Annotated in this window: 20 protein-coding genes; 13 read left to right on the plus strand and 7 right to left on the minus strand. The window is 66.2% G+C overall.

Annotation, left to right across the window (positions count from 1 at the left end; all coding sequences use genetic code 11):
* Nucleotides 1–27 precede the first annotated feature (27 nt).
* Complete coding sequence (locus tag C664_RS12490; protein ID WP_232435099.1) at nucleotides 28–867, plus strand: SIMPL domain-containing protein; 840 nt, start codon at nucleotides 28–30, stop codon at nucleotides 865–867.
* 91 nt (nucleotides 868–958) lie between these two features.
* Nucleotides 959–1,534 (plus strand): C40 family peptidase, encoded by a 576-nt coding sequence (locus C664_RS12495; protein ID WP_004260675.1) that lies wholly within the window; start codon nucleotides 959–961, stop codon nucleotides 1,532–1,534.
* A gap of 49 nt (nucleotides 1,535–1,583) precedes the next feature.
* Here C664_RS12495 and ftsB read toward each other — a convergent pair whose 3' ends face one another.
* The 7 genes from ftsB to C664_RS12530 all read right to left on the minus strand — a co-directional run bounded on the left by ftsB (nucleotide 1,584) and on the right by C664_RS12530 (nucleotide 8,945).
* The gene (ftsB, locus tag C664_RS12500) at nucleotides 1,584–1,856 is read right to left on the minus strand and encodes a cell division protein FtsB (protein WP_004260677.1); all 273 of its coding nucleotides are present in this window, start codon (nucleotides 1,854–1,856) and stop codon (nucleotides 1,584–1,586) included.
* Between the two features lie 88 nt (nucleotides 1,857–1,944).
* Nucleotides 1,945–3,228, minus strand: a complete 1,284-nt coding sequence (gene eno / locus C664_RS12505) for a phosphopyruvate hydratase (RefSeq protein ID WP_004260680.1) — start codon at nucleotides 3,226–3,228, stop codon at nucleotides 1,945–1,947.
* Between the two features lie 34 nt (nucleotides 3,229–3,262).
* Nucleotides 3,263–4,102: a 3-deoxy-8-phosphooctulonate synthase gene (gene kdsA / locus C664_RS12510; protein WP_004260683.1), complete on the minus strand. Its 840-nt coding sequence runs from the start codon at nucleotides 4,100–4,102 to the stop codon at nucleotides 3,263–3,265.
* A gap of 11 nt (nucleotides 4,103–4,113) precedes the next feature.
* Complete coding sequence (locus C664_RS12515) at nucleotides 4,114–5,751, minus strand: CTP synthase (RefSeq protein ID WP_004260686.1); 1,638 nt, start codon at nucleotides 5,749–5,751, stop codon at nucleotides 4,114–4,116.
* A 151-nt stretch (nucleotides 5,752–5,902) separates the two neighbouring features.
* Nucleotides 5,903–6,445, minus strand: a complete 543-nt coding sequence (locus C664_RS12520; RefSeq protein ID WP_004260689.1) for a hydrolase — start codon at nucleotides 6,443–6,445, stop codon at nucleotides 5,903–5,905.
* Nucleotides 6,446–6,456: 11 nt separating this feature from the next.
* Complete coding sequence (locus C664_RS12525) at nucleotides 6,457–8,445, minus strand: acetoacetate--CoA ligase (protein WP_004260692.1); 1,989 nt, start codon at nucleotides 8,443–8,445, stop codon at nucleotides 6,457–6,459.
* An 80-nt stretch (nucleotides 8,446–8,525) separates the two neighbouring features.
* Complete coding sequence (locus tag C664_RS12530) at nucleotides 8,526–8,945, minus strand: acyl-CoA thioesterase (protein ID WP_004260695.1); 420 nt, start codon at nucleotides 8,943–8,945, stop codon at nucleotides 8,526–8,528.
* 149 nt (nucleotides 8,946–9,094) lie between these two features.
* Here C664_RS12530 and C664_RS12535 point away from each other — a divergent pair, with 149 nt between their 5' ends.
* The 11 genes from C664_RS12535 (at nucleotide 9,095) to ngg (ending at nucleotide 22,171) form a co-directional block, all read left to right on the plus strand.
* The gene (locus C664_RS12535) at nucleotides 9,095–10,732 is read left to right on the plus strand and encodes an electron transfer flavoprotein-ubiquinone oxidoreductase (protein ID WP_004260698.1); all 1,638 of its coding nucleotides are present in this window, start codon (nucleotides 9,095–9,097) and stop codon (nucleotides 10,730–10,732) included.
* Between the two features lie 137 nt (nucleotides 10,733–10,869).
* Entirely contained in the window at nucleotides 10,870–11,994 is a 1,125-nt protein-coding gene (locus tag C664_RS12540) for an NAD(P) transhydrogenase subunit alpha (protein WP_004260700.1), read from the plus strand.
* Between the two features lie 12 nt (nucleotides 11,995–12,006).
* A complete protein-coding gene (locus C664_RS12545) occupies nucleotides 12,007–12,309 on the plus strand; it encodes an NAD(P) transhydrogenase subunit alpha (RefSeq protein WP_004259024.1) in 303 nt (100 codons plus the stop codon).
* Entirely contained in the window at nucleotides 12,310–13,689 is a 1,380-nt protein-coding gene (locus tag C664_RS12550) for an NAD(P)(+) transhydrogenase (Re/Si-specific) subunit beta (RefSeq protein ID WP_004259022.1), read from the plus strand.
* Between the two features lie 129 nt (nucleotides 13,690–13,818).
* The gene (locus C664_RS12555) at nucleotides 13,819–14,448 is read left to right on the plus strand and encodes a TetR/AcrR family transcriptional regulator (RefSeq protein ID WP_004260703.1); all 630 of its coding nucleotides are present in this window, start codon (nucleotides 13,819–13,821) and stop codon (nucleotides 14,446–14,448) included.
* A gap of 270 nt (nucleotides 14,449–14,718) precedes the next feature.
* A complete protein-coding gene (locus tag C664_RS12560; protein WP_004260708.1) occupies nucleotides 14,719–16,464 on the plus strand; it encodes a cache domain-containing sensor histidine kinase in 1,746 nt (581 codons plus the stop codon).
* Nucleotides 16,461–16,814, plus strand: a complete 354-nt coding sequence (locus C664_RS12565; protein ID WP_004260710.1) for a response regulator — start codon at nucleotides 16,461–16,463, stop codon at nucleotides 16,812–16,814. Before C664_RS12560 ends, C664_RS12565 begins: the two co-directional genes overlap by 4 nt.
* A gap of 18 nt (nucleotides 16,815–16,832) precedes the next feature.
* Entirely contained in the window at nucleotides 16,833–17,705 is an 873-nt protein-coding gene (locus tag C664_RS12570) for a putative RNA methyltransferase (RefSeq protein WP_004260749.1), read from the plus strand.
* Between the two features lie 74 nt (nucleotides 17,706–17,779).
* A complete protein-coding gene (locus C664_RS12575) occupies nucleotides 17,780–18,466 on the plus strand; it encodes a DUF3334 family protein (protein ID WP_004260753.1) in 687 nt (228 codons plus the stop codon).
* A gap of 189 nt (nucleotides 18,467–18,655) precedes the next feature.
* Nucleotides 18,656–20,428: an N-acetylglutaminylglutamine amidotransferase gene (locus C664_RS12580; protein ID WP_004260757.1), complete on the plus strand. Its 1,773-nt coding sequence runs from the start codon at nucleotides 18,656–18,658 to the stop codon at nucleotides 20,426–20,428.
* Between the two features lie 9 nt (nucleotides 20,429–20,437).
* Nucleotides 20,438–22,171: an N-acetylglutaminylglutamine synthetase gene (ngg, locus tag C664_RS12585; RefSeq protein WP_004260760.1), complete on the plus strand. Its 1,734-nt coding sequence runs from the start codon at nucleotides 20,438–20,440 to the stop codon at nucleotides 22,169–22,171.
* Nucleotides 22,172–22,202 lie beyond the last annotated feature (31 nt).

The raw sequence follows: 22,202 nt of genomic DNA on the forward strand, positions 1-22,202 counted from the left end.
TCAATCAGGTGTGCGGGGACAGGCGCCATGCCGCAATCCGCGCTTACAGCCCTCGCGCCCGGCAAGGCGCGAACTGAGGTATACCTCGCCCCAGACACATCGCTGCGCGGGCGTTTCCCGCCCTCGCCCTTTCAGGAGCCCTCCATGTCAATTTCATTCTGGCGTCGCACCGTCCTCGCCTCCGCCCTGACCGCTGTGGTCACCGTCGTCCCGGCCAAAGCCGCCCCGCCCGACGCTGCCCTGCCATCGGACCGCCCCACGATCGACCTGTCGACCGAAGCACACCTTCCCGCCCCCAACGACCTCGGGGTCGCCACCCTGTACGCCGAAAGCAGCGGCCGCGACGCCGCCGTGCTCGCGAACGACATCAACCAGCGCATCACCAAGGCGCTCGAACTCGCGCGCGGCTTCGCCAGCGTCAAGGCGCAATCCGGCGGCGTATCGACCTGGCCGGTCTATGGCAAGGACGGTCAGGGACGAATCGAATCATGGCGAATGCGATCGGAGATTCGCATCGAGAGCCGCGATCTGCCCGCGCTGTCCGAATTGATCGGCAAGTTGCAGGCGAACCTTGCGCTGTCGCACGTGGCGATGCAGCCCGCACCGGAAACCCGGCAGAAGGCGGAGGAAGAGGCGACCGTGATCGCGATCCGCAATTTCGAGCAGCGCGCCGGCCTGATCGCGGGAGCACTGGGCAAGCGCTACCGGATCGCGCACTTGTCCATCGGCGAGCAAGGCTACCAGCCGCCAATGCCGGTGCGGATGAAGGCCGCTTCAGCCATGATGGCCGAAGCCGCTGCGCCGCTGGAAGGCGGCGAGAGCCAGATCGGCGTGAGCATCAGCGGACGCATCGAGCTCTTGGATTGAGGCTCGGGTGCAAGCCTGCCGGTGAAATCTGCGGCAGACCGGGGCGACTGGAGGGTGGACGCTCGCGCAAGGCTGAACTATCTTTGCGCGCATGAGTTACTTGCCACCCTCCTTCGACGTCCTGAACCCACATGCGCGGCCCGCGGTCCTTGCCGCGCTCGCTCTGTCGATTGCCGTGCTGGCCGGTTGCAGTTCCACCCCCGCGCCCATTGCACGCCCGGCTGCCGAGCCCCCGGTCACGCCGTCGCGTGACGGTACGACCTACTTCTCCCTCGAAGACGAGTCGCACGCACGCGAAATGGTGCTCTTCGCACTCGGCCTGCTCGACACCGGCTATCGCTTCGGCGGCCGCAACCCCGAAGCCGGCCTGGATTGCAGCGGCATGGTGGCGTGGATCGTGGAGAACATCAGCGGCAAGCGCCTGCCGCACAATGCCGCGCAGATAGCGGATCGCACGCGGCCGATAGAACTCAGCCAGTTGCAGCCCGGCGACCTGGTGTTCTTCAACACCATGAAGCGTCGGCATTCGCACATGGGCATCTACATCGGCGACGGCCGCTTCGTGCATGCGCCGTCGAGCCGGGGCAGCGTACGCGTGGAACGGCTGGATAACCGTTATTTCGCACCGCGTATAGACGGTGCGCGCACCCTGGTCGCGTCGAGCTGAGCGGAGCGAGACCCCTTTCTGCCCCCCTCCCGGGCATGTTCGCCCCGGCTTATTCTTGCGGCACCTGCACGTAGATCTCGTCCGGCCGCGTCAGGCCGAGTTCGAAGCGCGCCCGCTCCTCGATCGCCTCGTTGCCCGACTTGAGGTCGCGCACTTCGGCCTCGAGGCCGGCATTGCGCTGCTCCAGCCGCAGGTTCTCCGCACGCTGTTCGTGCAGTTGTCGATCGACCTCCCACACGCGCAGCCAGCCGCCTTTCCCCAGCCAAAGCGGGTACTGCAGCAGCACGACGAGTGCGAGAAGGATCAGGATGGGCCAGCGCATGGTCGGGAAACGGTCGGCTCACGCACGACAAAGGCCGGCGGATTGCCCGCCGGCCTCGCACGTGCTTCAGCTCAGTTCAGAGACGCGTTCAACGCAGGTTGTAGAACGCGCGCTTGCCCGGGTAGACGGCGGTATCGCCCAGGTCTTCCTCGATGCGCAGCAGCTGGTTGTACTTCGAGATACGGTCCGAACGCGACAGCGAACCCGTCTTGATCTGCATCGCGCGCAGGCCGACGGCGATGTCGGCGATGGTCGAGTCGTCGGTCTCGCCCGAGCGGTGCGAGATCACGGCGGTGTAGCCTGCCAGCTTGGCCATCTCGACCGCGGCGAAGGTCTCGGTCAGCGTGCCGATCTGGTTGATCTTGATGAGGATCGAGTTGGCCACGCCCTGCTCGATGCCCTGTTCCAGAATCTTGGTGTTGGTGACGAAGAGGTCGTCGCCCACCAGCTGAACCTTCTTGCCCAGACGCTCGGTCAGCAGTTTCCAGCCGGCCCAGTCGCCTTCGGCCATCGCGTCCTCGATCGAGACGATCGGGAACTTGTCGCACAGGGTCGCGAGATAGTCGGTGAAGCCCTCGGCCGTCAGCGACAGGCCCTCGCCCTTCAGCTCGTACTTGCCATCCTTGTAGAACTCGGAGGCGGCGCAGTCCAGCGCCAGCAGCACGTCCTGGCCAGGCACGTAGCCCGCGGCGATGATCGCTTCCTGGATCAGGTTGAGCGCTTCCTCCGTACCGGAGACGTTGGGCGCGAAGCCGCCTTCGTCACCGACGGTGGTCGGGTAGCCCTTGGCGTCGACGATCTTCTTCAGGTGCTGGAAGATCTCGGCGCCGCAGCGCAGGGCCTCACGGAAGCTGGTCATCGAGACCGGCATGATCATGCATTCCTGGATGTCCAGGCTGTTGTTGGCGTGCTCGCCGCCGTTGATGACGTTCATCATCGGCACCGGCATCACCATCGGGCTGGAGCCACCGAAGTAGCGGTACAGCGGCAGGCCGGCTTCTTCGGCAGCCGCCTTGGCCACGGCCATCGACACCGCCAGCATGGCGTTGGCGCCCAGGCGCGACTTGTTCTCGGTGCCGTCGAGCTCGATCAGGGTGCGATCGATGAAGGCCTGCTCTTCGGCGTCGAGACCGATGATCGCCTCGGCAATCTCGGTGTTCACGTTCTCGACCGCGCGCAGCACGCCCTTGCCCAGGAAGCGCGACTTGTCGCCATCACGCAGCTCGATCGCCTCGCGCGAACCGGTCGACGCGCCCGACGGCACGGCGGCACGGCCCATCACGCCGGATTCCAGCAGCACGTCGGCTTCGACGGTGGGGTTACCGCGGGAGTCGAGAATCTCGCGGGCGATCACATCAACGATTGCACTCATGTGTAGTCCTGTTGCTTAACGTAGGTTTGGAATCTCAGAGCGTGGCCTCGAGGAAACCCTGGCGCTTGACCAGCGCATCGATGTCCTTGATGGTCGTCAGCAGCGCCTTCATCTTCGGCAACGGCCAGGCGTTGGGGCCGTCGGAGAGCGCCTTGGCGGGGTCCGGATGAGTCTCCATGAAGAGACCCGCCACGCCTACGGCAACCGCTGCGCGCGCCAGCACCGGCACGAACTCGCGCTGACCGCCCGATGCCGTGCCCTGCCCGCCCGGCAGCTGCACCGAGTGCGTGGCATCGAACACCACCGGACAGCCGGTGTCGCGCATGATCGCCAGCGAACGCATGTCGGAGACGAGGTTGTTGTAACCGAAGGACGCGCCGCGCTCGCACACCATGATGGTGTCGGCGCCGCCATTGGCCTCCCTGGCCTTGTCGGCGACGTTCTTCATGTCGCCCGGTGCGAGGAACTGGCCCTTCTTGATGTTCACCGGCTTGCCGCTGGCCGCCACCGCGTGGATGAAGTCCGTCTGGCGGCACAGGAAAGCCGGGGTCTGCAGCACGTCGACGACCGACGCCACGACCGGGATCTCCTCGATCGTGTGCACGTCGGTCAATACCGGCAGGCCGAGCTGCTTCTTGACCGCCTCGAGCATCCTGAGGCCGGCATCCATGCCGTGACCGCGGAAGCTCTTGCCCGAGCTGCGGTTGGCCTTGTCATAGGACGCCTTGAAGATATAGGGAATGCCCAGCTCGCCGCAGATCTCCTTCATCTGGCCGGCGATATCCAGGCACATCTGCTCGGATTCGGCCACGCAGGGGCCGGAGATCAGGAAGATCGGCTTGTCGAGACCGACCTCGAAACCGCAGAGGTTCATGCTTCGCTCCTTCAGGCCGTGGCCTGCTTGCGCGCGATCGCCGCCTTCACGTAGGCCGTGAACAACGGATGGCCCTTGCGCGGGTTGGAGGTGAACTCCGGGTGGAACTGGCAGCCGACGAACCAGGGATGGACGTCGGCGGGCAGCTCGACCATCTCGCACAGGTCGGTCACCGGCGCGCGGCCCGACACCACCAGCCCCTTGGCTTCGAGCTTGGCCAGCAGGGTGTTGTTGACCTCGTAGCGGTGACGGTGGCGTTCCATGATCTCGGCGGCGCCGTAGATGTCACGCGCCAGCGTGCCGTCCTTCAACTGGCAGAGCTGGCCACCGAGGCGCATGGTGCCGCCCAGGTCGGACTCTTCGGTGCGTTTCTCGATCTTGCCGCTGCGGTCCTTCCATTCGGTGATGAGGCCGATGACCGGGTACTTGGTGTCACGCTCGAACTCGGTCGAATGCGCACCTTCCATGCCGGCAACGTCGCGGGCGAACTCCACCACCGCGAGCTGCATGCCGAGGCAGATGCCCAGGTAAGGCACCTTGTTCTCGCGCGCATGGCGGATCGCCGCGATCTTGCCTTCGGTGCCGCGCTTGCCGAAGCCGCCGGGCACCAGGATGGCGTCCATGGACTGCAGCACGCCGCAACCGTCGCGCTCGATGTCCTCGGAGTCGATGTAGTGGATCTTGACCTTCGACTCGGTGTGCATGCCGGCGTGGTTGAGCGCCTCGATCAGCGACTTGTACGATTCGGTGAGATCGACGTACTTGCCGACGAAGCCGACATTGACCGTCTGCTTCGGATTCTCCAGCGCATGGATCAGCTTCTCCCACACCGACAGGTCTGCCGCGCGGGCGAGGATGTCGAGCTTGTGGCAGACGATCTGGTCCAGCATCTGGTCGTGCAGCATGCCCGGAATCTTGTAGATCGAGTCGGCATCGAGCACCTCGATGACCGCCTCCGGCATCACGTTGCAGAACAGCGCGATCTTGCGCCGCTCATCCACCGGAATCGAGCGGTCCGCGCGGCACAGCAGGATGTCTGGCTGGATGCCGATCTCGCGCAGCTCCTTGACCGAATGCTGGGTCGGCTTGGTCTTGAGCTCGCCGGCCGTCGGGATGTAGGGCAGCAAGGTGAGATGGATGAAGCAGGTGCCGTTGCGGCCTTCCTCGAAGCCCATCTGGCGGATGGCCTCCAGGAACGGCAGCGACTCGATGTCGCCCACCGTGCCGCCGACCTCGATGATCGCCACGTCGGCGCCCTCTGCGCCGCGCTTGACGTAGGCCTTGATCTCGTCGGTGATGTGCGGGATGACCTGCACGGTCTTGCCCAGGTACTCGCCGCGGCGCTCCTTCTTCAGCACCGACTCGTAGATCTGGCCGGTGGTGAAGTTGTTGCGCTTGCTCATCTTGGCGCTGGTGAAGCGCTCGTAATGGCCGAGGTCGAGGTCGGTTTCCGCACCGTCTTCGGTCACGAAGACTTCGCCGTGCTGGAACGGGCTCATCGTGCCCGGATCGACGTTGATGTAGGGGTCGAGCTTGAGATGCGTGACCTTGATGCCACGGGACTCGAGGATGGCCCCCAGTGAGGCCGCGGCGATGCCTTTGCCCAGAGAGGACACGACACCACCGGTAACGAAGACGTATTTGGTCATGGGAACAGTGCTGCGGGAAAGCGCGATGATAACCGATCACCCCGAGCCAAGTCAGCAGCCCTTGGTCTTGCGCCCCACAAAGTGCCGACAGAGGGGCACTGCGAGGCCAGGCGTTGATCCCCCCGCAGCGCGCGCCCCTGGGTCTGTGTCGTCAGCGGATGAAGTCGCGATTGACCTCACGGAACAGCTCGGTGCCGCCGCGCTGCAACCACTCGAAGGCCACCATCTCGCGCGACACGATCTCGAGGCCGTGGCCGCGCATGCGCTCGAAGGCCAGGTCACGGTTGGCCGGATCACGCGAGCCGGAAGCGTCCGCGACGACAAACACCTGCTTGCCCGCCCAGCGCAGATCGAGCGCCGTCTGCTGCACGCAGACATGCGCCTCGGTGCCGCACACGATGACCTGCGGACGACGCTCGACTTCGGTGCCCTGCAGGCAACCATCGGCCTGTGCCGAGAAGCACTGCTTGCCGACGTAGCGCGCGTCCGGCGTGACCGCACGCACCGACTCCAGCGTGCCGCCGATCTTTTCGGGGAAATGCTCGGTCACGACGACCGGCACGCCGACGCGCGCCGCCACCTGCGCCAACCACACACAGTTGGCCGAAACCTTCTCGCTCTCATGGATGAAGGGCGCGAGCTTCGCCTGCACATCGACGATCAGCAGCACCGAGTTGTCCCGGTTCATCAGCATGGTCTTCCTCCTCAATCCGCCAGTTCGGCGCGGTCGCGGAAATGCCCCAGCGCCTCGGGGTTGGCCAGCGCCTCCTGGTTCTTCACCGGGCGGCCATGCACCACGTTGCGCACCGCCAGTTCGACGATCTTGCCGCTCTTGGTGCGCGGAATGTCCGCCACCTGCAGCACCTTGGCCGGCACGTGGCGCGGCGTGGTGTTGTCGCGGATGGTCTGCTTGATCCGCTTGACCAGGTCGTCGTCGAGCGCCAGCCCCTCGCGCAGCTTCACGAACAGCACCACGCGCACGTCGTTCGGGTTCTGCGGCGGCCAGTCCTGGCCGATCACCAGGCTCTCGACCACTTCATGCAGCTTCTCGACCTGGCGATAGATCTCGGCCGTGCCGATACGCACGCCGCCCGGGTTGAGCGTGGCGTCCGAACGGCCGTAGATGACCAGCCCGCCGTTCGCGGTGATCTCGCAGAAATCGCCGTGGCACCACACATTGGCAAAGCGCTCGAAGTAGGCGGCGTGATACTTGCTGCCATCGGAGTCGTTCCAGAAGCCGATCGGCATCACCGGGAAGGGCTTCGTGCACACCAGTTCGCCCTTCTCGCCGCGCACAGGGCGGCCGTCGTCGTTCCACACATCCACCGCCATGCCCAGGCCGCGGCACTGGATCTCGCCGCGCCACACCGGCAGCACCGGCGAGCCGAGCACGAAGCAGGAAATGATGTCGGTGCCGCCCGAGATGGACGACAACTGCAGGTCGGCCTTGATGTCGCGATAGACGTAGTCGAAGCCCTCGGGCACCAGCGGGCTGCCGGTGCTCATCATCGCGCGCACGGTCGTGAGCTTGTGCGTCTCGCGCGGCTTGAGGCCGAATTTGGCGCAGGCGTCGATGAACTTGGCCGAGGTGCCGAAGTGCGTCATGCCTTCGGCGTCGGCGTAGTCGAAGATGATGTGGTTGTCGCCCGCGAAGGGCGAGCCGTCGTAAAGCAGCAGCGTCGCGCCGGCGGCCAGCCCTGACACCAGCCAGTTCCACATCATCCAGCCGCAGGTGGTGAAGTAATAGACGCGGTCGCCCGGCTTGACGTCGCCGTGGAGACGGTGCTCCTTCAGGTGCTGCAGCAGCGCACCGCCCGCGCAATGCACGATGCACTTGGGCACGCCGGTGGTGCCCGACGAGTACATGATGTAGAGCGGATGATCGAAGGGCAGCTGCGCGAACGCGATGTCGTCGATGTGGGCGAAGGCCTTGACGAAGTCCGCGTACAGGCGGGCATGCGGCACGTGCGACAGGTCGTGCGCCTGATGCACGTAGGGCACGACCACCACGCGCTTGACCGAGGGCAGCTGGCCGACGATCTCGCCGAGCTTGTCGAGCACGTCGATGGTCTTGCCACCGTAGTAGTAGCCGTCACAGGCGACGAGCACCTTGGGTTCGGTCTGGCCGAAGCGGTCGAGCACGCCCTGCACGCCGAAATCGGGCGAAGCCGAGGTGAAGATGGCGCCGAGGCTCGCCGCGGCCAGCATGGCAACGAGCGTCTCGGGCATGTTCGGCATGTAGGCGGCAACGCGGTCGCCCGCGACCACGCCCTGCTCCTTGAGCGCCGCGGCAAAGTGGGCGACGGCGCGATAGAGCTCGCCGTGGCTCATGCGGTTCTTGACCCGATCCTCGCCCCAGAACACCACCGCGTCCGACGCATCGCGCGAGCGCAGCAGATTCTGCGCGAAGTTGAGCCGTGCGTCCGGGAACCACTTTGCCCCCGGCATCCTGTCGCCATCGACCAGCACGCGTTCGCCGCGCGTACCGATGACGCCGTCGCGCATGCCGTCGCCCTCCCAGATGCTTACCCAGAATTGCTCGGGCTGCGCCACCGACCAGGCATACAGCGCGTCATAGTCGGGCAGTGCGACGCCCCAGCGTTTCTCGGCTGCCAGGCGGAAGGCGGTGACGTTGGCCGAGGCGATACGCTCGGCGGTAGGCGTCCACAGGGGCGCGTTATCAGCAAGATTCATGATGTCTCCTCACCATCAATCGAAGGTTCTATCTGTGCTGGCGGCGCTACGTTTTCTAGTTCTCGGCCGCCGTGACCGGTTCAGCCGGCCGCGTTGTCGAACAGACCGCGGATGGCGTCGGGCAACGGGGCCGACTTGCCGGTGCGGTTATCCATCCACACCGTCTTTGCCGCCCCTTCGGCGTAGAGCTTTTCATCGCCTTCGACGAACAGCTCGTACCAGGTCATCACGCTCGTGCGCCCGGGCTCGCCCGCGTACATCTTGATCAATACGGTCGCAGGATAATTCACCGGCGACAGGAAGGTGCAACTGGCGTTGATGATCACCGGCCCGGTCGGTTCTTCCGGACTGACGCGGAAGCCCATCTGCTCGATCCATTCGCAGCGGGCTTGCTCGAAGTAGCGGAAGTACACCGTGTTATTGACGTGTCCATACGCGTCCATGTCGCCCCAACGCACCGACATGCGCGTGGTGTAGATGAGTTTCGCCCCTTCCTTCATGCAACTGTCTCCTATTGTTTGTTTGGCGGGCTAATGTAACATACGCACCCGTATGTTGTGCACGGTCGGTGCCTGAGGCCCGCGACCGTTTAAACTCAGCCATTCTAAGGCTCTACGAAGAATCGCACCGTCGGGAACAGGAGAACAGGATGGAACGTGAATCGATGGAATTCGACGTGCTGATCGTCGGCGGCGGCCCTGCGGGGCTGTCGGCGGCGATCCGCTTGAAGCAGCTGGCCGCGGAGAAGGGCCAGGAGATCTCGGTGTGCCTGATCGAGAAGGCGGCCGAGATCGGCGCGCACATCCTGTCGGGCGCGGTGATGGACCCGCAGGCGCTCACCGAGCTGATCCCCGACTGGAAGGAACGGGGCGCGCCGCTCAAGACCGCGGTCACCGAGGACAAGGTGCTGTTCCTGACCGAGACCGGCGCGCGCCAGGCCCCCAACGGCCTGCTGCCCGATTGCCTGGTGAACCACGGCAACTACATCGTGCGCCTGGGCAACGTGGTGAAGTGGCTGGGCGAGCAGGCCGAGGCGCTGGGCGTGGAGGTCTATCCGGGCTTTGCCGGCGCCGAGATCCTGTTCGACGAGGCCGGCGCGGTAAAGGGCGTCGCCACCGGCGACATGGGCCTGAACCGTGACGGCACGCCGGGTCCGCACCACCAGCCGGGCATGGAATTGCACGCCAAGTACACGCTGTTTGCCGAAGGCTGTCGCGGCCACCTGGGCAAGCAACTCGAGGCCCGCTACACACTGCGCGAAGGTGCCGACCCGCAGACCTACGGCATCGGCATCAAGGAGCTGTGGGAAGTGAAGCCCGAGCACCATCGCCCAGGCCTGGTGGTGCACACGGCCGGCTGGCCGATGGACAACGCCACCTACGGCGGCGGCTTCGTCTATCACCTCGAGGACAACCTGGTGGCGGTGGGCTACGTGGTCGGGCTCAACTACAGCAACCCGCATCTGTCGCCCTTCGAGGAGATGCAGCGCTACAAGACCCACCCCGAGATCCGCAAGTATCTCGACGGCGGCAAGCGCCTGGCCTATGGCGCACGCGCGATCGCCGCGGGCGGCCTGCAGAGCCTGCCGCGGCTGATCTTCCCGGGCGGCGGCCTGATCGGCGACGACGCCGGTTTCCTCAACGCCGCGCGCATCAAGGGCAGCCACGCCGCGATCAAGTCGGGCATGCTCGCGGCCGAGGCCGCCTTCGAAGCGCTCGCGCAGCAGCGCCAGCGCGACGCGCTGACCGCTTACCCGGCGGCCTTCCGCGACTCCTGGCTGTACGCCGAGCTGCACAAGACGCGCAACTTCAAGCCCTACATGAAGAAGGGCCTGTACCTCGGCTCGCTGCTGTTTGGCATCGACCAGGTGCTGTTCAAGGGCAAGGTGCCCTGGACGCTGCGCAACACGGCCGACCACACCGCGCTCAAGCCCGCGGCCGAGTGCGCGAAGATCGACTACCCGAAGCCCGATGGCGTGCTGACCTTCGACCGGCTCTCGTCGGTGTTCCTGTCGAACACCAACCACGAGGAGGAGCAGCCCTGCCACCTGCAGTTGAAGGACGCAGGTACGCCGATCGCGATCAACCTCGCGCGCTACGACGCCCCCGAGCAGCGCTACTGCCCGGCCGGGGTGTACGAGATCGTGCACGAAGAGGCCGGCCCGCGCCTGCAGATCAACGCGCAGAACTGCGTGCACTGCAAGACCTGCGACATCAAGGACCCGACGCAGAACATCAACTGGGTCGTCCCGCAGGGCGGCGAAGGGCCGATCTACCAGGGCATGTAGTCCTTGCCCCCCATGCTAACCCCTTTACGGAGGGGTGTCGATACAACGCTCAGGGGTTCTCTTCCCTCTCCTCCGCCCCTCGACGTGACACCCCTCCTTTCTCTTCCGCAAACTTACCTATCAGAGTGCTCAATGCCATGCCCCTGACCCTTGGTGTCATCAGCGAGACAGCGCCCGGCGAACGACGGCTGTCGGTCGTACCGGATGTCGTGAAAAAGTATCTGGGCCTGGGGGCCCGGGTGGTGTTGCAGCAGGGCGCGGGAGTGCCGGCGCACTTTCCGGACGCGGTGTTTGCGGACGTGACGTTTGCCGCGAGCGCGGCCGAGGTGTGCGCGCAGTCGGACGTGGTGTTCTGCGTGCAACCGCCGACCGAGGACGTGATTGCGCAGCTGAAGCCGGGCACCGTGCTGCTGGGCATGCTGCAGCCGTGGGCGAGCGCCGCGCGCGCGCGCCAGCTGGCCGAAGGCCAGGTCACCGCGTTCGCGCTCGAACTCCTGCCGCGCATCTCGCGCGCGCAGAGCATGGATGCGCTGTCCTCGCAGGGCGCGGTGGCGGGCTACGAGTGCGCGCTGATCGCCGCCGACCATAGTCCGAAGTTCTTTCCGATGCTCACCTACGCCGCCGGCACGATCCGCCCGGCCAAGGTGCTGGTGATCGGCTGTGGCGTGGCGGGGTTGCAGACCATCGCCACCGCGCGGCGCATCGGCGCCATGGTCGAGGCCTACGACGTGCGGCCCGAGACGCGCGAGCAGGTCGAGTCGCTGGGCGCCAAGTTCGTCGACACCGGCGTGTCGGCGGCGGGCACGGGCGGCTACGCGCGCGAGCTCACCGACGAGGAGAAGGCCAGGCAGGCCGAGCGCCTGGCCAAGGCCGTCGCGCAGTGCGATGCGCTCATCACCACCGCGGCGATTCCGGGCAAGCCCGCGCCGCGCATCATCACCGCCGAGATGGTGGCGAAGATGAAGCCGGGCGCGGTCGTCGTCGACATGGCGGCCGAGACCGGCGGCAACGTCGAAGGCACGGTGGCGGGCGAGAAGGTCTGGATCCACGACGTGCTCGTGATCGGACCGGTCAACATCCCCAGCCGCATGCCGGTGCATGCGTCGGAGATGTACGCCAAGAACCTGTTCAACTTCATCTCGCCCTTCATCCAGGACGGCGCGCTCGCGCTCGACTGGGACGACGAGGTGATGGCCGGTGCCTGCCTCACGCACGCGGGCGAAGTGCGCCACGCTGGCGTCAAGCAGGTCCTGGGGCTGTAAGGGAGAACGATCATGGAAGGAATTGCAGCGCTGTATATCTTCATGCTGGCCGCGTTCACGGGATACGAAGTGATCTCGCGCGTGCCGGTGATCCTGCACACGCCGCTGATGTCGGGCTCGAACTTCGTGCACGGCGTGGTGCTGGTGGGGGCGATGGTGGTGCTCGGCCACGCCGACCCGGACGATCCGGTGCAGCTTCTCATCGGTTTCGTCGCGGTGTTCCTCGGTGCGGCCAACGCCGCGGGCGGCTACGTCGTCACCGAGCGCATGCTGGCGATGTTCAAGGGTGGCAACAAGAAGGAAGGGGGCGCATAAATGGTCAACGGATTCATTCAGGCGTCCTACTTTGCGGTCGCGGTGGTGTTCATCCTGGGGCTCAAGGCGATGAGCTCGCCGGTCACGGCGAGAAAGGGCATCGTGTGGGCGGGCTACGCGATGGTCGCGGCGACGGTGGTGACCTTCTTCACGCCCGAGCTGAACAACGTCGGGCTGATGGTGCTGGCCATCGTGTCGGGCGGGGCGGTGGCGTGGTGGAGCGGCAAGACGGTGAAGATGACCGACATGCCGCAGATGGTCGCCATCTACAACGGCATGGGCGGCGGGGCGGCGGCGGCGATCGCCGCGCTCGAGTTCGCCCGCGGCGAGGTGCATGGCCCGGTGGTGGCCACGCTGGCGGTGCTCGGCGCGCTGATCGGCTCGGTGGCGTTCTCCGGCTCGTGCATCGCCTACGCCAAGCTGCAGGGCATCATGAAGAACGCCTACCGGCTGCCGCAGCAGAACCTGGTGAACGTCGCGCTCGCCGCGGTCACCGCGCTGCTGGGCCTGGCGATCATCGTGTCGGATGCGCCCGCGTCGGTGCTCATCGTGCTGTTCTTCGTGCTGGCGCTGGCGCTGGGGGTGGTGCTGACCAGCCCGATCGGCGGGGCCGACATGCCGGTGGTGATCTCGCTGCTGAACGCCTTCACCGGACTGGCGGTGGGCTTCGAGGGCTACGTGCTGGGCAACCCGGCGCTGATCGTGGCGGGCATCGTGGTGGGCGCCTCGGGCACGCTGCTCACGCAGCTGATGGCCAAGGCGATGAACCGGCCGATCTCCAACGTCATCTTCACACCGCTGAGCGGCGCGGCCGCGGGCGGCGAAGGCGAGGCGATCGAGGGCACGATGAAGGAGTTCTCCGCGCTCGACGCCGCCTCGGTGATGCGCTACGCGAGCAAGGTCATCATCGTGCCGGGCTACGGCATGGCGGTGGCCGGTGCGCAGCACAAGGTGTGGGAGATGGCGCAACTGCTGGAAGAGGGTGGCGTCGAGGTGGTGTTCGCCATCCACCCGGTGGCGGGCCGCATGCCGGGCCACATGAACGTGCTGCTGGCCGAGGCGGGCGTGCCCTACGACAAGATCTTCGATCTCGAGGAGATCAACGCCGACTTCCCGCAGGCGGACGTGGCACTGGTGATCGGGGCGAACGACGTGGTGAACCCGGTCGCGCGCACCGACAAGACCAGCCCGATCTACGGCATGCCGATCCTCAACGTCGACATGGCGCAGAACGTGATCGTCGTCAAGCGCGGCAAGGGCGCGGGCTACTCGGGCATCGAGAATGCGCTGTTCTACAAGGACAACTGCCGCATGCTCTACGGCAGTGCGCAGCAGGCCATCGGCGAGGTCATCACCCACGTCAAGGCGCTGGAGGCCTGAGCGGATGGCCGTTTCGACCCGGACAGTGCAGGCTGCCGCGCAGCCTGCCGGGCGAGCGCGCGAGATCCGCGGCACGCCCGGGATGGGTAGTCCGGGTCGGTCAGGACCATGGCCAGACGGGAGACCTGTTTGAGGGAGCAGAAACCGGAAGGCGCACGGGCCGATGTGCGCCGCCAGCAGATCCTGTCGGCCGCAGCCCGGTGTTTCCGTGAGAGGGGCTTTCACGGCGCCAGCGTTTCGCAGATCAGCAAGGCGGCGGGCATGAGCGCGGGCCATATCTACCATTACTTCGAGAACAAGGAGGCGATCATCAGCGAGATCGTCGACCAGGATCTCGAGCACCGGCTCGCGTTGACAGAGGTCTTTCGTTCGGCCACGAGCAGTCGTCCGGCCCTGCGGGCACACATCGCCGGGGCGGTGGCCAGGCAGCTCGACGGCGACGCGGCGGCCTTGAAGGTGGAGATCGTTGCTGAGGCGGGGCGCAATCCCCGTGTTGCCGAGATCGTCAGGAAGGCGGACTCGATCGGCCGGCTGGAGTTGGCCAGCGCCATCAGGGATATCCGCAGGCGCGCCGGGTACGATGACCACCCGGGTGCAATCGATGAGATGGTCGAGCTCATCTCGGCGATGTACGGCGGCGTGCTGATGCGCAGCATCACCAATCCAGCAGTCGATGCAAACGCCTTGGCGGACCGGATCGTGAAGGTGATCGAGGCAACCCTGTACGGGGACGTTCCCGAGGCTGGACGGGATGAGTGAAACGGGCGTCTGCACGTGAAGCAGCAGCGAGGCCGGCGCCGTCCGGTCAGTGATGGTATGGCGCTCCTTTGAAGATTGAATCAAATATGCCTTTTATGATTGATTAAATTAGAAAGCATTGTTTGGGCGATGTTTTCGTGATAGCGTCGCGAGCATAGAATTCAACTTGCTCGCCATGCCGGGGTCGGCGACCCGCGCCGATCCGGACCTTTGGGCGATGATGGCCGCGACGGCTGGAAGGCGCCTCATCAGATGTCTACCTGCCCGAAAATGTCTTCAGAGCAGCGGAAACGCACCGCCGCAAGCGCCGAATCGAGGCTTGCCGATCCCACGGCGGGGCCGCTCGGGTGGCTGGCCGATGGCAAGCTCGCGTTCGTCGTCATCCTCTGCCTTGGCTTCGTGCTGCTCGTTTCGCTGTGGGCGGCGGTGCTCTACAAGGTAAAGGTCGAAGAAGCCCATGTCGCGGAAACGATCCGCCGCGACACCATGAATCTCGCGCGGGCCTTCGAGGAACACACCATCCGCACCCTCGGCAGCGTCGATCAGGCGCTGCTGTTCGTGAAGTACCAGTACGAGAAGATCGGCGACCGGCTCGACATCGCCGAGGCGGTAGGCGGCGGCATGATCATCAGCAGCCTGTTCAACCAGGTTGGGGTGATCAACGCGCAGGGCATCTACCACCTGTCGAACATTCCCGGCTTCAGCCGCATGGACCTGTCGGACCGGGAACATTTCCGCGTCCATGTCGAGGTCGACACCAAGGCCTACTTCGTCAGCAAGCCGGTGCTGGGGCGTGCGACGGGCAAGTGGTCGCTGCAGGTCTCGCGCCGGATCAACCAGGTCGATGGCAGCTTCGGCGGAGTCGCTGTGATCTCGGTCGATCCGTTCTATTTCACGAGCTTCTACAGCGATGTCGATGTCGGCACGCGCGGCGTGGTCACGCTGTTCGGCCTGGATGGCATCGTTCGGGCACGGCGCTCGGGCGAGATGACCGAGGTCGGGCAGGACATTTCGCGCTCCACGCTGATGAGTCTGATCCAGAACGAGCCGACCGGCCATTTCGTCGAGAAAAGCATGATCGACGGCGTCGAGCGGAGCCATAGTTACCGGCGTCTGCCCGGCCTGCAGCTGGGGGTGCTGGTCGGGGTCGATCGTGAAGGCGCGATGGCGGACTTCGAGGCGCGCAAGGCGGGCTACTTCCGTTTCGCGATCGCGATGACCCTCATCATCGTCGCCTTTGCCGGCCTGTCGGCCTGGCTGCTGTACCGCCAGCGCATGATTTCCCTCAGTTTGCGGGAAAGCCAGGCGCGGGCAGAGTCTGCCAACCGCCTCAAGTCCGAGTTCCTCGCGTCGGTGTCGCACGAGTTGCGTACGCCGCTGAACGGCATCATCGGCTACGCCGACCTGCTGCGCGAGACGGCTGACGATGAGGCCCACCGCGAGTACGCGGGCGTGATCTTCGACAGCAGCCAGCACCTGCTCGGACTGGTGAATTCCATCCTCGACATGGCGCGCGTCGAGGCCGGCGAGATGAAGCTCAAGCCCGAGCCGGTTCGCGTTGCCGCGCTGGTGGCGGAAGTCTGCGCCACCTACCAGCCGATCGCGACGCAAAAGGGGCTGGCCTTCTCGGGCAGCGGGCCGCAGGACGCGCAGCTGAGCATCGTCTGCGACCGCATTCGCGTTGCGCAGATCCTGAACAATCTGGTGCATAACGCACTCAAATTCACCGACACGGGTTTCGTTCGTGTCCGGGCCTATCTGAACGATCGCGACTGTATCTTCGAGGTCGCGGACAGCGGCTGCGGCATCGACCCGCGCGACCAGGCGCTGATCTTCGAGCGCTTCCGTCAGGCTGACGCGTTCCTCACGCGCTCGCAGGCAGGTGCAGGGCTCGGGCTCGCCCTGTGCCGGGAACTGGCCGAGCTGATGGGCGGGCAGATCACGCTGCATTCCGCGCCGGGGCAGGGCAGCACGTTCAGCCTTGTCCTGCCCTTGGCACCGAAGGAGGGCGCATGAGGATCCTCATTGTCGATGACCACCCGATCAACCGAACCTTGCCGGCGATCTGGCTGGGGCGGCGGGGTCATGAGGTCGTGGAGTGCGGCGACGGCCTTCAGGCGCTCGAGGCGATCGTGCACGAGCGCTTCGACGCCGTGCTGCTGGATATCTGCATGCCCGGCGTGTCGGGGCTGGATGTCTGTCGTCGGTTACGGGCGAGCGAGGGGCCGGACTGCCCGCGTATCGTTGCCTACACGGCGCATGCCGTTCCCGAGATGCTCGACGAGATGCATGAGGCGGGATTCGACGAGATCCTGATCAAGCCCATCACCGCAGAAGGTCTGCTGCGCGCCCTGCGGCTCACCTGAGCGGTGCCACGAGGCACAATGGCGGCCCGTGACATCCACCGCGACTGCTGCTTCATGCGTCTTCCTTTTCCCCACCTTGCCTGCCCGCTCGACGGCGCGCCGCTGCGGCAGGACGGCGCCGTGTGGCGCTGCCCGTCCGGCCACAGTTTCGACTCGGCGCGGGAGGGCTACGTCAACCTGTTGCCCGTGCAGAACAAGCGCTCGCGCGATCCGGGCGACAGCAAGGAGATGGTCGCTGCCCGCAGGCGTTTCCTCAATGCCGGCCACTACCAGCCGATCGCTTCGACCGTGGCGCGGATGGTGCTCGACGGCCTGCCGGAACGCGCGGCGTGCCTCGATGCCGGCTGTGGCGAGGGTTATTACCTGCGCCGGCTCGCGGATGCCGCGCACGGTCGGCAGCTCGCCCTGCTGGGCCTCGACATCTCCAAGTGGGCGGTGCAGGCCGCCGCCAGGCAGCAACGCGACGCCATCTGGGTCGTGGGCAGCAATGCCAACCTGCCGGTGCTGGCGCAGACGCTCGATCGCGTGATCTGCATGTTCGGGTTCCCGGTGTATGGCGAGTTCGCGCGCGTGCTCAAGCCGGGCGGCGAACTGCTGCAGGTCGATGCCGGCGCCGACCACCTGCGCGAGTTGCGCGAAGTCATCTATCCCAGCCTGAAGCCGGAGCGTCGCTCCGAACCGGAGGCGCCAGCCGGCTTCACGGTGGCGGGAACCGAGACCTTGCGCTTCACGGTCGATCTGGCGGGCTCTGAGCCAATCGCCGACCTGCTGCTGATGACGCCGCACCTGTTTCGCGCAACGGCGGAAGGGCGCGCACGCGCGGCGGCGCTGACCGAGCTGTCGCTGACGGTTGATGTGCGCCTGCTGCTGTTGCGGCGGACCGCGGCCTGAAGAACGGCTGCCGCGTTGGTGGGCGCTGTGCTATAGATGGCGAACGACCTTTCCAACCCGGATGAATGACTCGAATGAGCACGCAAGACAACAATGTGGTGTTCGGCACCGAAGACCTGCTGCGCAGCCTCTGTGATTCCGTTTCAAAGGTGCTGACGCTCGCCACCCACAGCGGAATCCGTTACTCGGGCATGGTGCAGCGGATCACCAAGACCTGCCTCAAGCCGGACATCGGCTGCTTCGTGCTCTTCGATGGCGGGTTCTCCGGGCTGGTGGTGATCAACTTCTCGGCCCAGGCCGCCATGGAGCTGTACGAGAAATACCTGCTCAACATGGGCATGTCGAAGAGCGACCTCGCCTCGTCCTACACCAGCGACGAAGTCAGCAACGTGATGGGCGAACTGATGAACCAGATCGTCGGCGACTTCACCGGCAAGGTCGGGCGCGAACTGCAGACGCACATCACGCAGAACCAGCCGAAGATGCTTGTGCTCAACAAGCAGGTCATCCTCAGCGTGGACACCAACCTCGACAATCCCGAAGCCCGGCGCGTGACCTTCTACACCGGGCAGAACAACATCTTCTACCTCGAGCTGGCAGTGGATCGCGCCGAGTTCATCAAGCTCAACGATTTCGACGCCAACGAGGTGCCGGACCCGGACGAGCTGCTGGCGCAGAACCGTTACACCGACGGCGAGGTGAGGCCGGCGGTCGTTGCCGACAGCGAGCAGGACGAGTTGCTGAAGTCGCTGGGCATGTGATTGCTGCGCCGGCCTGCCGGCCGGCCTTCAACTGACCGCACCCCTTTGCGCCGAAGAGGTGCCGGTCGGAAGTGCTGCGACACGCAGCATGACGCTTGGCCGATCTGGAAGGGGATGCTATCGGCTTTAAATGTTTGGACAAAACAAATTTGTTCGAATGTTGGCCTCAGACACGGCCAAGGAAGTTCAATGTGCGGCATCTCAGGTGAAGTTCGGTTCGATGGGCGTTCCCCCGACCTGGCAGCGCTTTCGCGGATGAACGCGCAGCAGCGGCGGCGCGGGCCGGATAGTGGTGGTGTGTTCGCACAGGGGGCCCAGGCCTGGGGCCACCGCCGTCTCAAGATCATGGACTTGTCCGAATCGGCCCAGCAGCCGATGGTGGATCCCGAACAGGGGATCGGCATCGTCTTCAATGGCGCGATCTACAACCACCCCGAACTGCGCCGCGAACTCGAAGCCAAGGGTTACCGCTTCTACTCGCACGGCGACACCGAGGTGCTGCTCAAGGCCTACCACGCGTGGGGCGAGGACTTCGTGCAGCGGCTCAACGGCATGTTCGCGTTCGCGATCTGGGAGCGTGACAGCGGTCGCGTCCTGCTCGGGCGCGACCGGCTCGGCATCAAGCCCTTGTACTACGCCGAGATCGAGGGTGGCCTGCGCTTCGCGTCCGCACTGCCCGCGCTGCTCGCAGCTGGAGGCGTCGACACCTCGATCGACCCGGCCGCGCTCAACCACTACCTGTCCTTCCATGCCGTCGTTCCGGCGCCGCACACGCTGCTGGCCGGCGTGCGCAAGCTGCCGCCGGGTACGCTGATGCGCATCGAACCCGATGGCCGCCGCAGCGAGCGCCGCTTCTGGTCGTTGCGCTATGAACGCGATGCTGCCGACGAGACGCGCAGCTTCGAGGACTGGACGGAAATTCTGCTCGACGGCCTGCGCGGCGCGGTGCGGCGACGGCTGGTGGCGGACGTGCCGGTCGGCGCGCTGTTGTCGGGCGGGGTGGATTCGAGCCTGATCGTCGGCTTGATGGCCGAAGCCGGGGTTCGCGACCTGCGCACCTACAATGTCGGCTTCGAGGATGTGGGCGGCGAGAAGGGCAACGAGTTCGAGTACGCCGACATCGTCGCGCGCGAGTTCGGCACCGTCCACGAGCGCATCTTCGTGCCCGAATCCGAACTGCTCAGGCGCCTGCCGGAGGCGGTCGAAGCGATGAGCGAGCCGATGGTCAGCCACGACTGCATCGGCTTCTACCTGCTGTCCGAAGCAGTTTCACGCCACAGCAAGGTGGTGCAGAGCGGGCAGGGGGCGGACGAGGTCTTCGGCGGCTATCACTGGTATCCCAAGCTCGCCGGCAGCGTCGATCCGGTGGCCGACTACCTCGCGGCCTTCCGCGACCGCGACTTCGAGGAGTACGCGCGCGTGGTTATGCCGCCGTGGCTGGGCGTGGATGCCAGCGCGGCCTATGTGGCGGCCAGCTTCAACGCGCCGGGTGCCGACGACCCGGTGGAGAAGGCGCTGCGACTGGATACGACCGTGATGCTGGTCGACGACCCGGTCAAGCGCGTGGACAACATGACCATGGCCTTCGGGCTCGAGGCGCGCGTGCCTTTCCTCGACCACGAACTGGTCGAGCTGGCGGCGCGTATTCCCGCGCGGCACAAGCTGGCGCACGGCGGCAAGGGCGTGCTCAAGGAGGCTGCGCGCAAGCTGATTCCGGGCGCGGTGATCGACCGGCCCAAGGGCTACTTCCCGGTGCCCGCGCTCAAGTACCTGCAGGGGCCGGTGCTCGAACGCGTGCGCGATGCCCTGTCCAGCCGTTCGGCGCGCGAGCGCGGCCTGTTCCGCCAGGACTACGTCGACATGCTGCTGGCCGAGCCCGGCACGCACATCACGCCGCTGCGCGGCTCCAAGCTCTGGCAGCTCGGCCTGCTCGAGTGGTGGCTGCAGACCCATGTCGGCTGAGGACGCACGATGATCCGCAAAGAGATTGCGCGCGCCCTGCGCGCGGGGCAGTCCGCCCTCAGCCTGCAGACGAATCCGCCCGAACGTGAAACCATGCCCTCGGACGTGATCATCGAGTGCGGTTGGGGGCGCCTGCTGCCGGCGCAGACCTGGCGCGACCCGGCTTTGTTGGCGACGGCCCTGCTGCAGGAGCGGCCCGGCCAGCGCGACATCGCCTTCTACGTCGAGAAACCGCAGGTGGTCGTGGCCAGCGCGCCGCAGCAACTCTTCCTCGACCCGTCCGATGCCTTCCGCCTGCAGCTTGCGTCCTACCGCACCCGGCGCGCTGCCCGGCGCGGCTTCACGCTGCGCCGGCTGCGTACGCGCGCCGACGTCGCCGCGATCAACGCGCTCTACCGGGCACGGCGCATGGTGCCGGTCGACCCGCTGCGCGTATGGCGCGAGCGTGCCAGCCGTGGCATTACCTACGCGCTGGCGGAGGATCGCGACAGCGGCGAGGTGATCGGCGTGGCGATGGGGCTGGATCATGTCGAGGCGTTCGCCGATGTCCATAACGGCGCCAGCCTGTGGGCCCTGGCCGTGGCGCCGCAGGCGACGCATCCGGGCATCGGCGAGGCGCTGGTGCGCTATCTGGCCGAGCACTATCAGGCGCGCGGCCGTGCCTGGATGGATGTGTCGGTGATGCACGACAACGAGCAGGCCATCGCGCTGTACGAGAAGCTCGGCTTCCAGCGCATCCCGGCTTTCGCGGTGAAGCGCTGCAATGCGATCAACGAGCCCCTGTTCACCGGCGGCCACGCGGCGCTGGAGGGACTCAACCCCTATGCGCGGCTGATCGTCGACGAGGCGGTGCGCCGCGGCGTTCACGCCGAAGTCGTCGATGCGGAGAACGGCTACTTCCGCCTCACGCTCGGCGGGCGCAGCATCGTCTGCCGCGAGTCGCTGTCGGAGCTGACGTCGGCGGTGGCCATGAGCCGCTGCCAGGACAAGCGGGTGACGCTGAAGCTGCTCGCTGCAGCGGGGCTGGCGGTGCCGCAGCAGGCCGACGCGGCCGACGAGGGCGGGTGGCTGGCCTTGCTCGCATCGAGCGGCGCCGTGGTCGTGAAGCCGGTCGAGGGCGAGCAGGGCAAGGGCATCAGCGTGAATCTGCGCAGCGCGGATGAGGTCCGCGCGGCGATCGCGCGCGCTCGCCAGTTCTGCGACCGCGTGGTCGTCGAGCAGTTCTGCGCCGGACATGACCTGCGCATCGTCGTCATCGACTTCCGCGTGGTCGCCGCCGCGGTGCGCCGGCCTCCGGTCGTTGTCGGCGATGGCCACAGCAGCGTGCGCGAGTTGATCGACAAGCAGAGCCGGCGCCGGGCGGCCGCGACCGGCGGCGAGTCGCGCATCCCGCTCGACGCCGAGACCGAGCGCTGCATCGCCGCGCAGGGCGCGTCACTCGATACGGTGCTGCCGGCCGATACGCGCCTGCAGGTGCGCAACACCGCCAATCTGCACACCGGCGGCACCATCCACGACGTCACCGCCGAACTGCATCCGGCCCTGCGCGAGGCGGCGGAACAGGCCGCACGCGCGCTCGATATCCCCGTGACCGGACTGGACTTCCTGGTGCCGGCGGTCGATGGGCCCGACTACGTGATCATCGAGGCCAACGAGCGCCCGGGTCTTGCCAACCATGAACCGCAGCCGACGGCGGAGCGTTTCGTCGATCTGCTGTTCCCGCGTACGCGCGCCGTCGCCTGAGCGCCGGACACGGGACCTGACCGGAGGAGCC

Origin of the sequence: Thauera sp. 63 (assembly GCF_000310165.2) — a bacterium.
GTDB classification, from domain to species: Bacteria; Pseudomonadota; Gammaproteobacteria; order Burkholderiales; family Rhodocyclaceae; genus Thauera; species Thauera humireducens.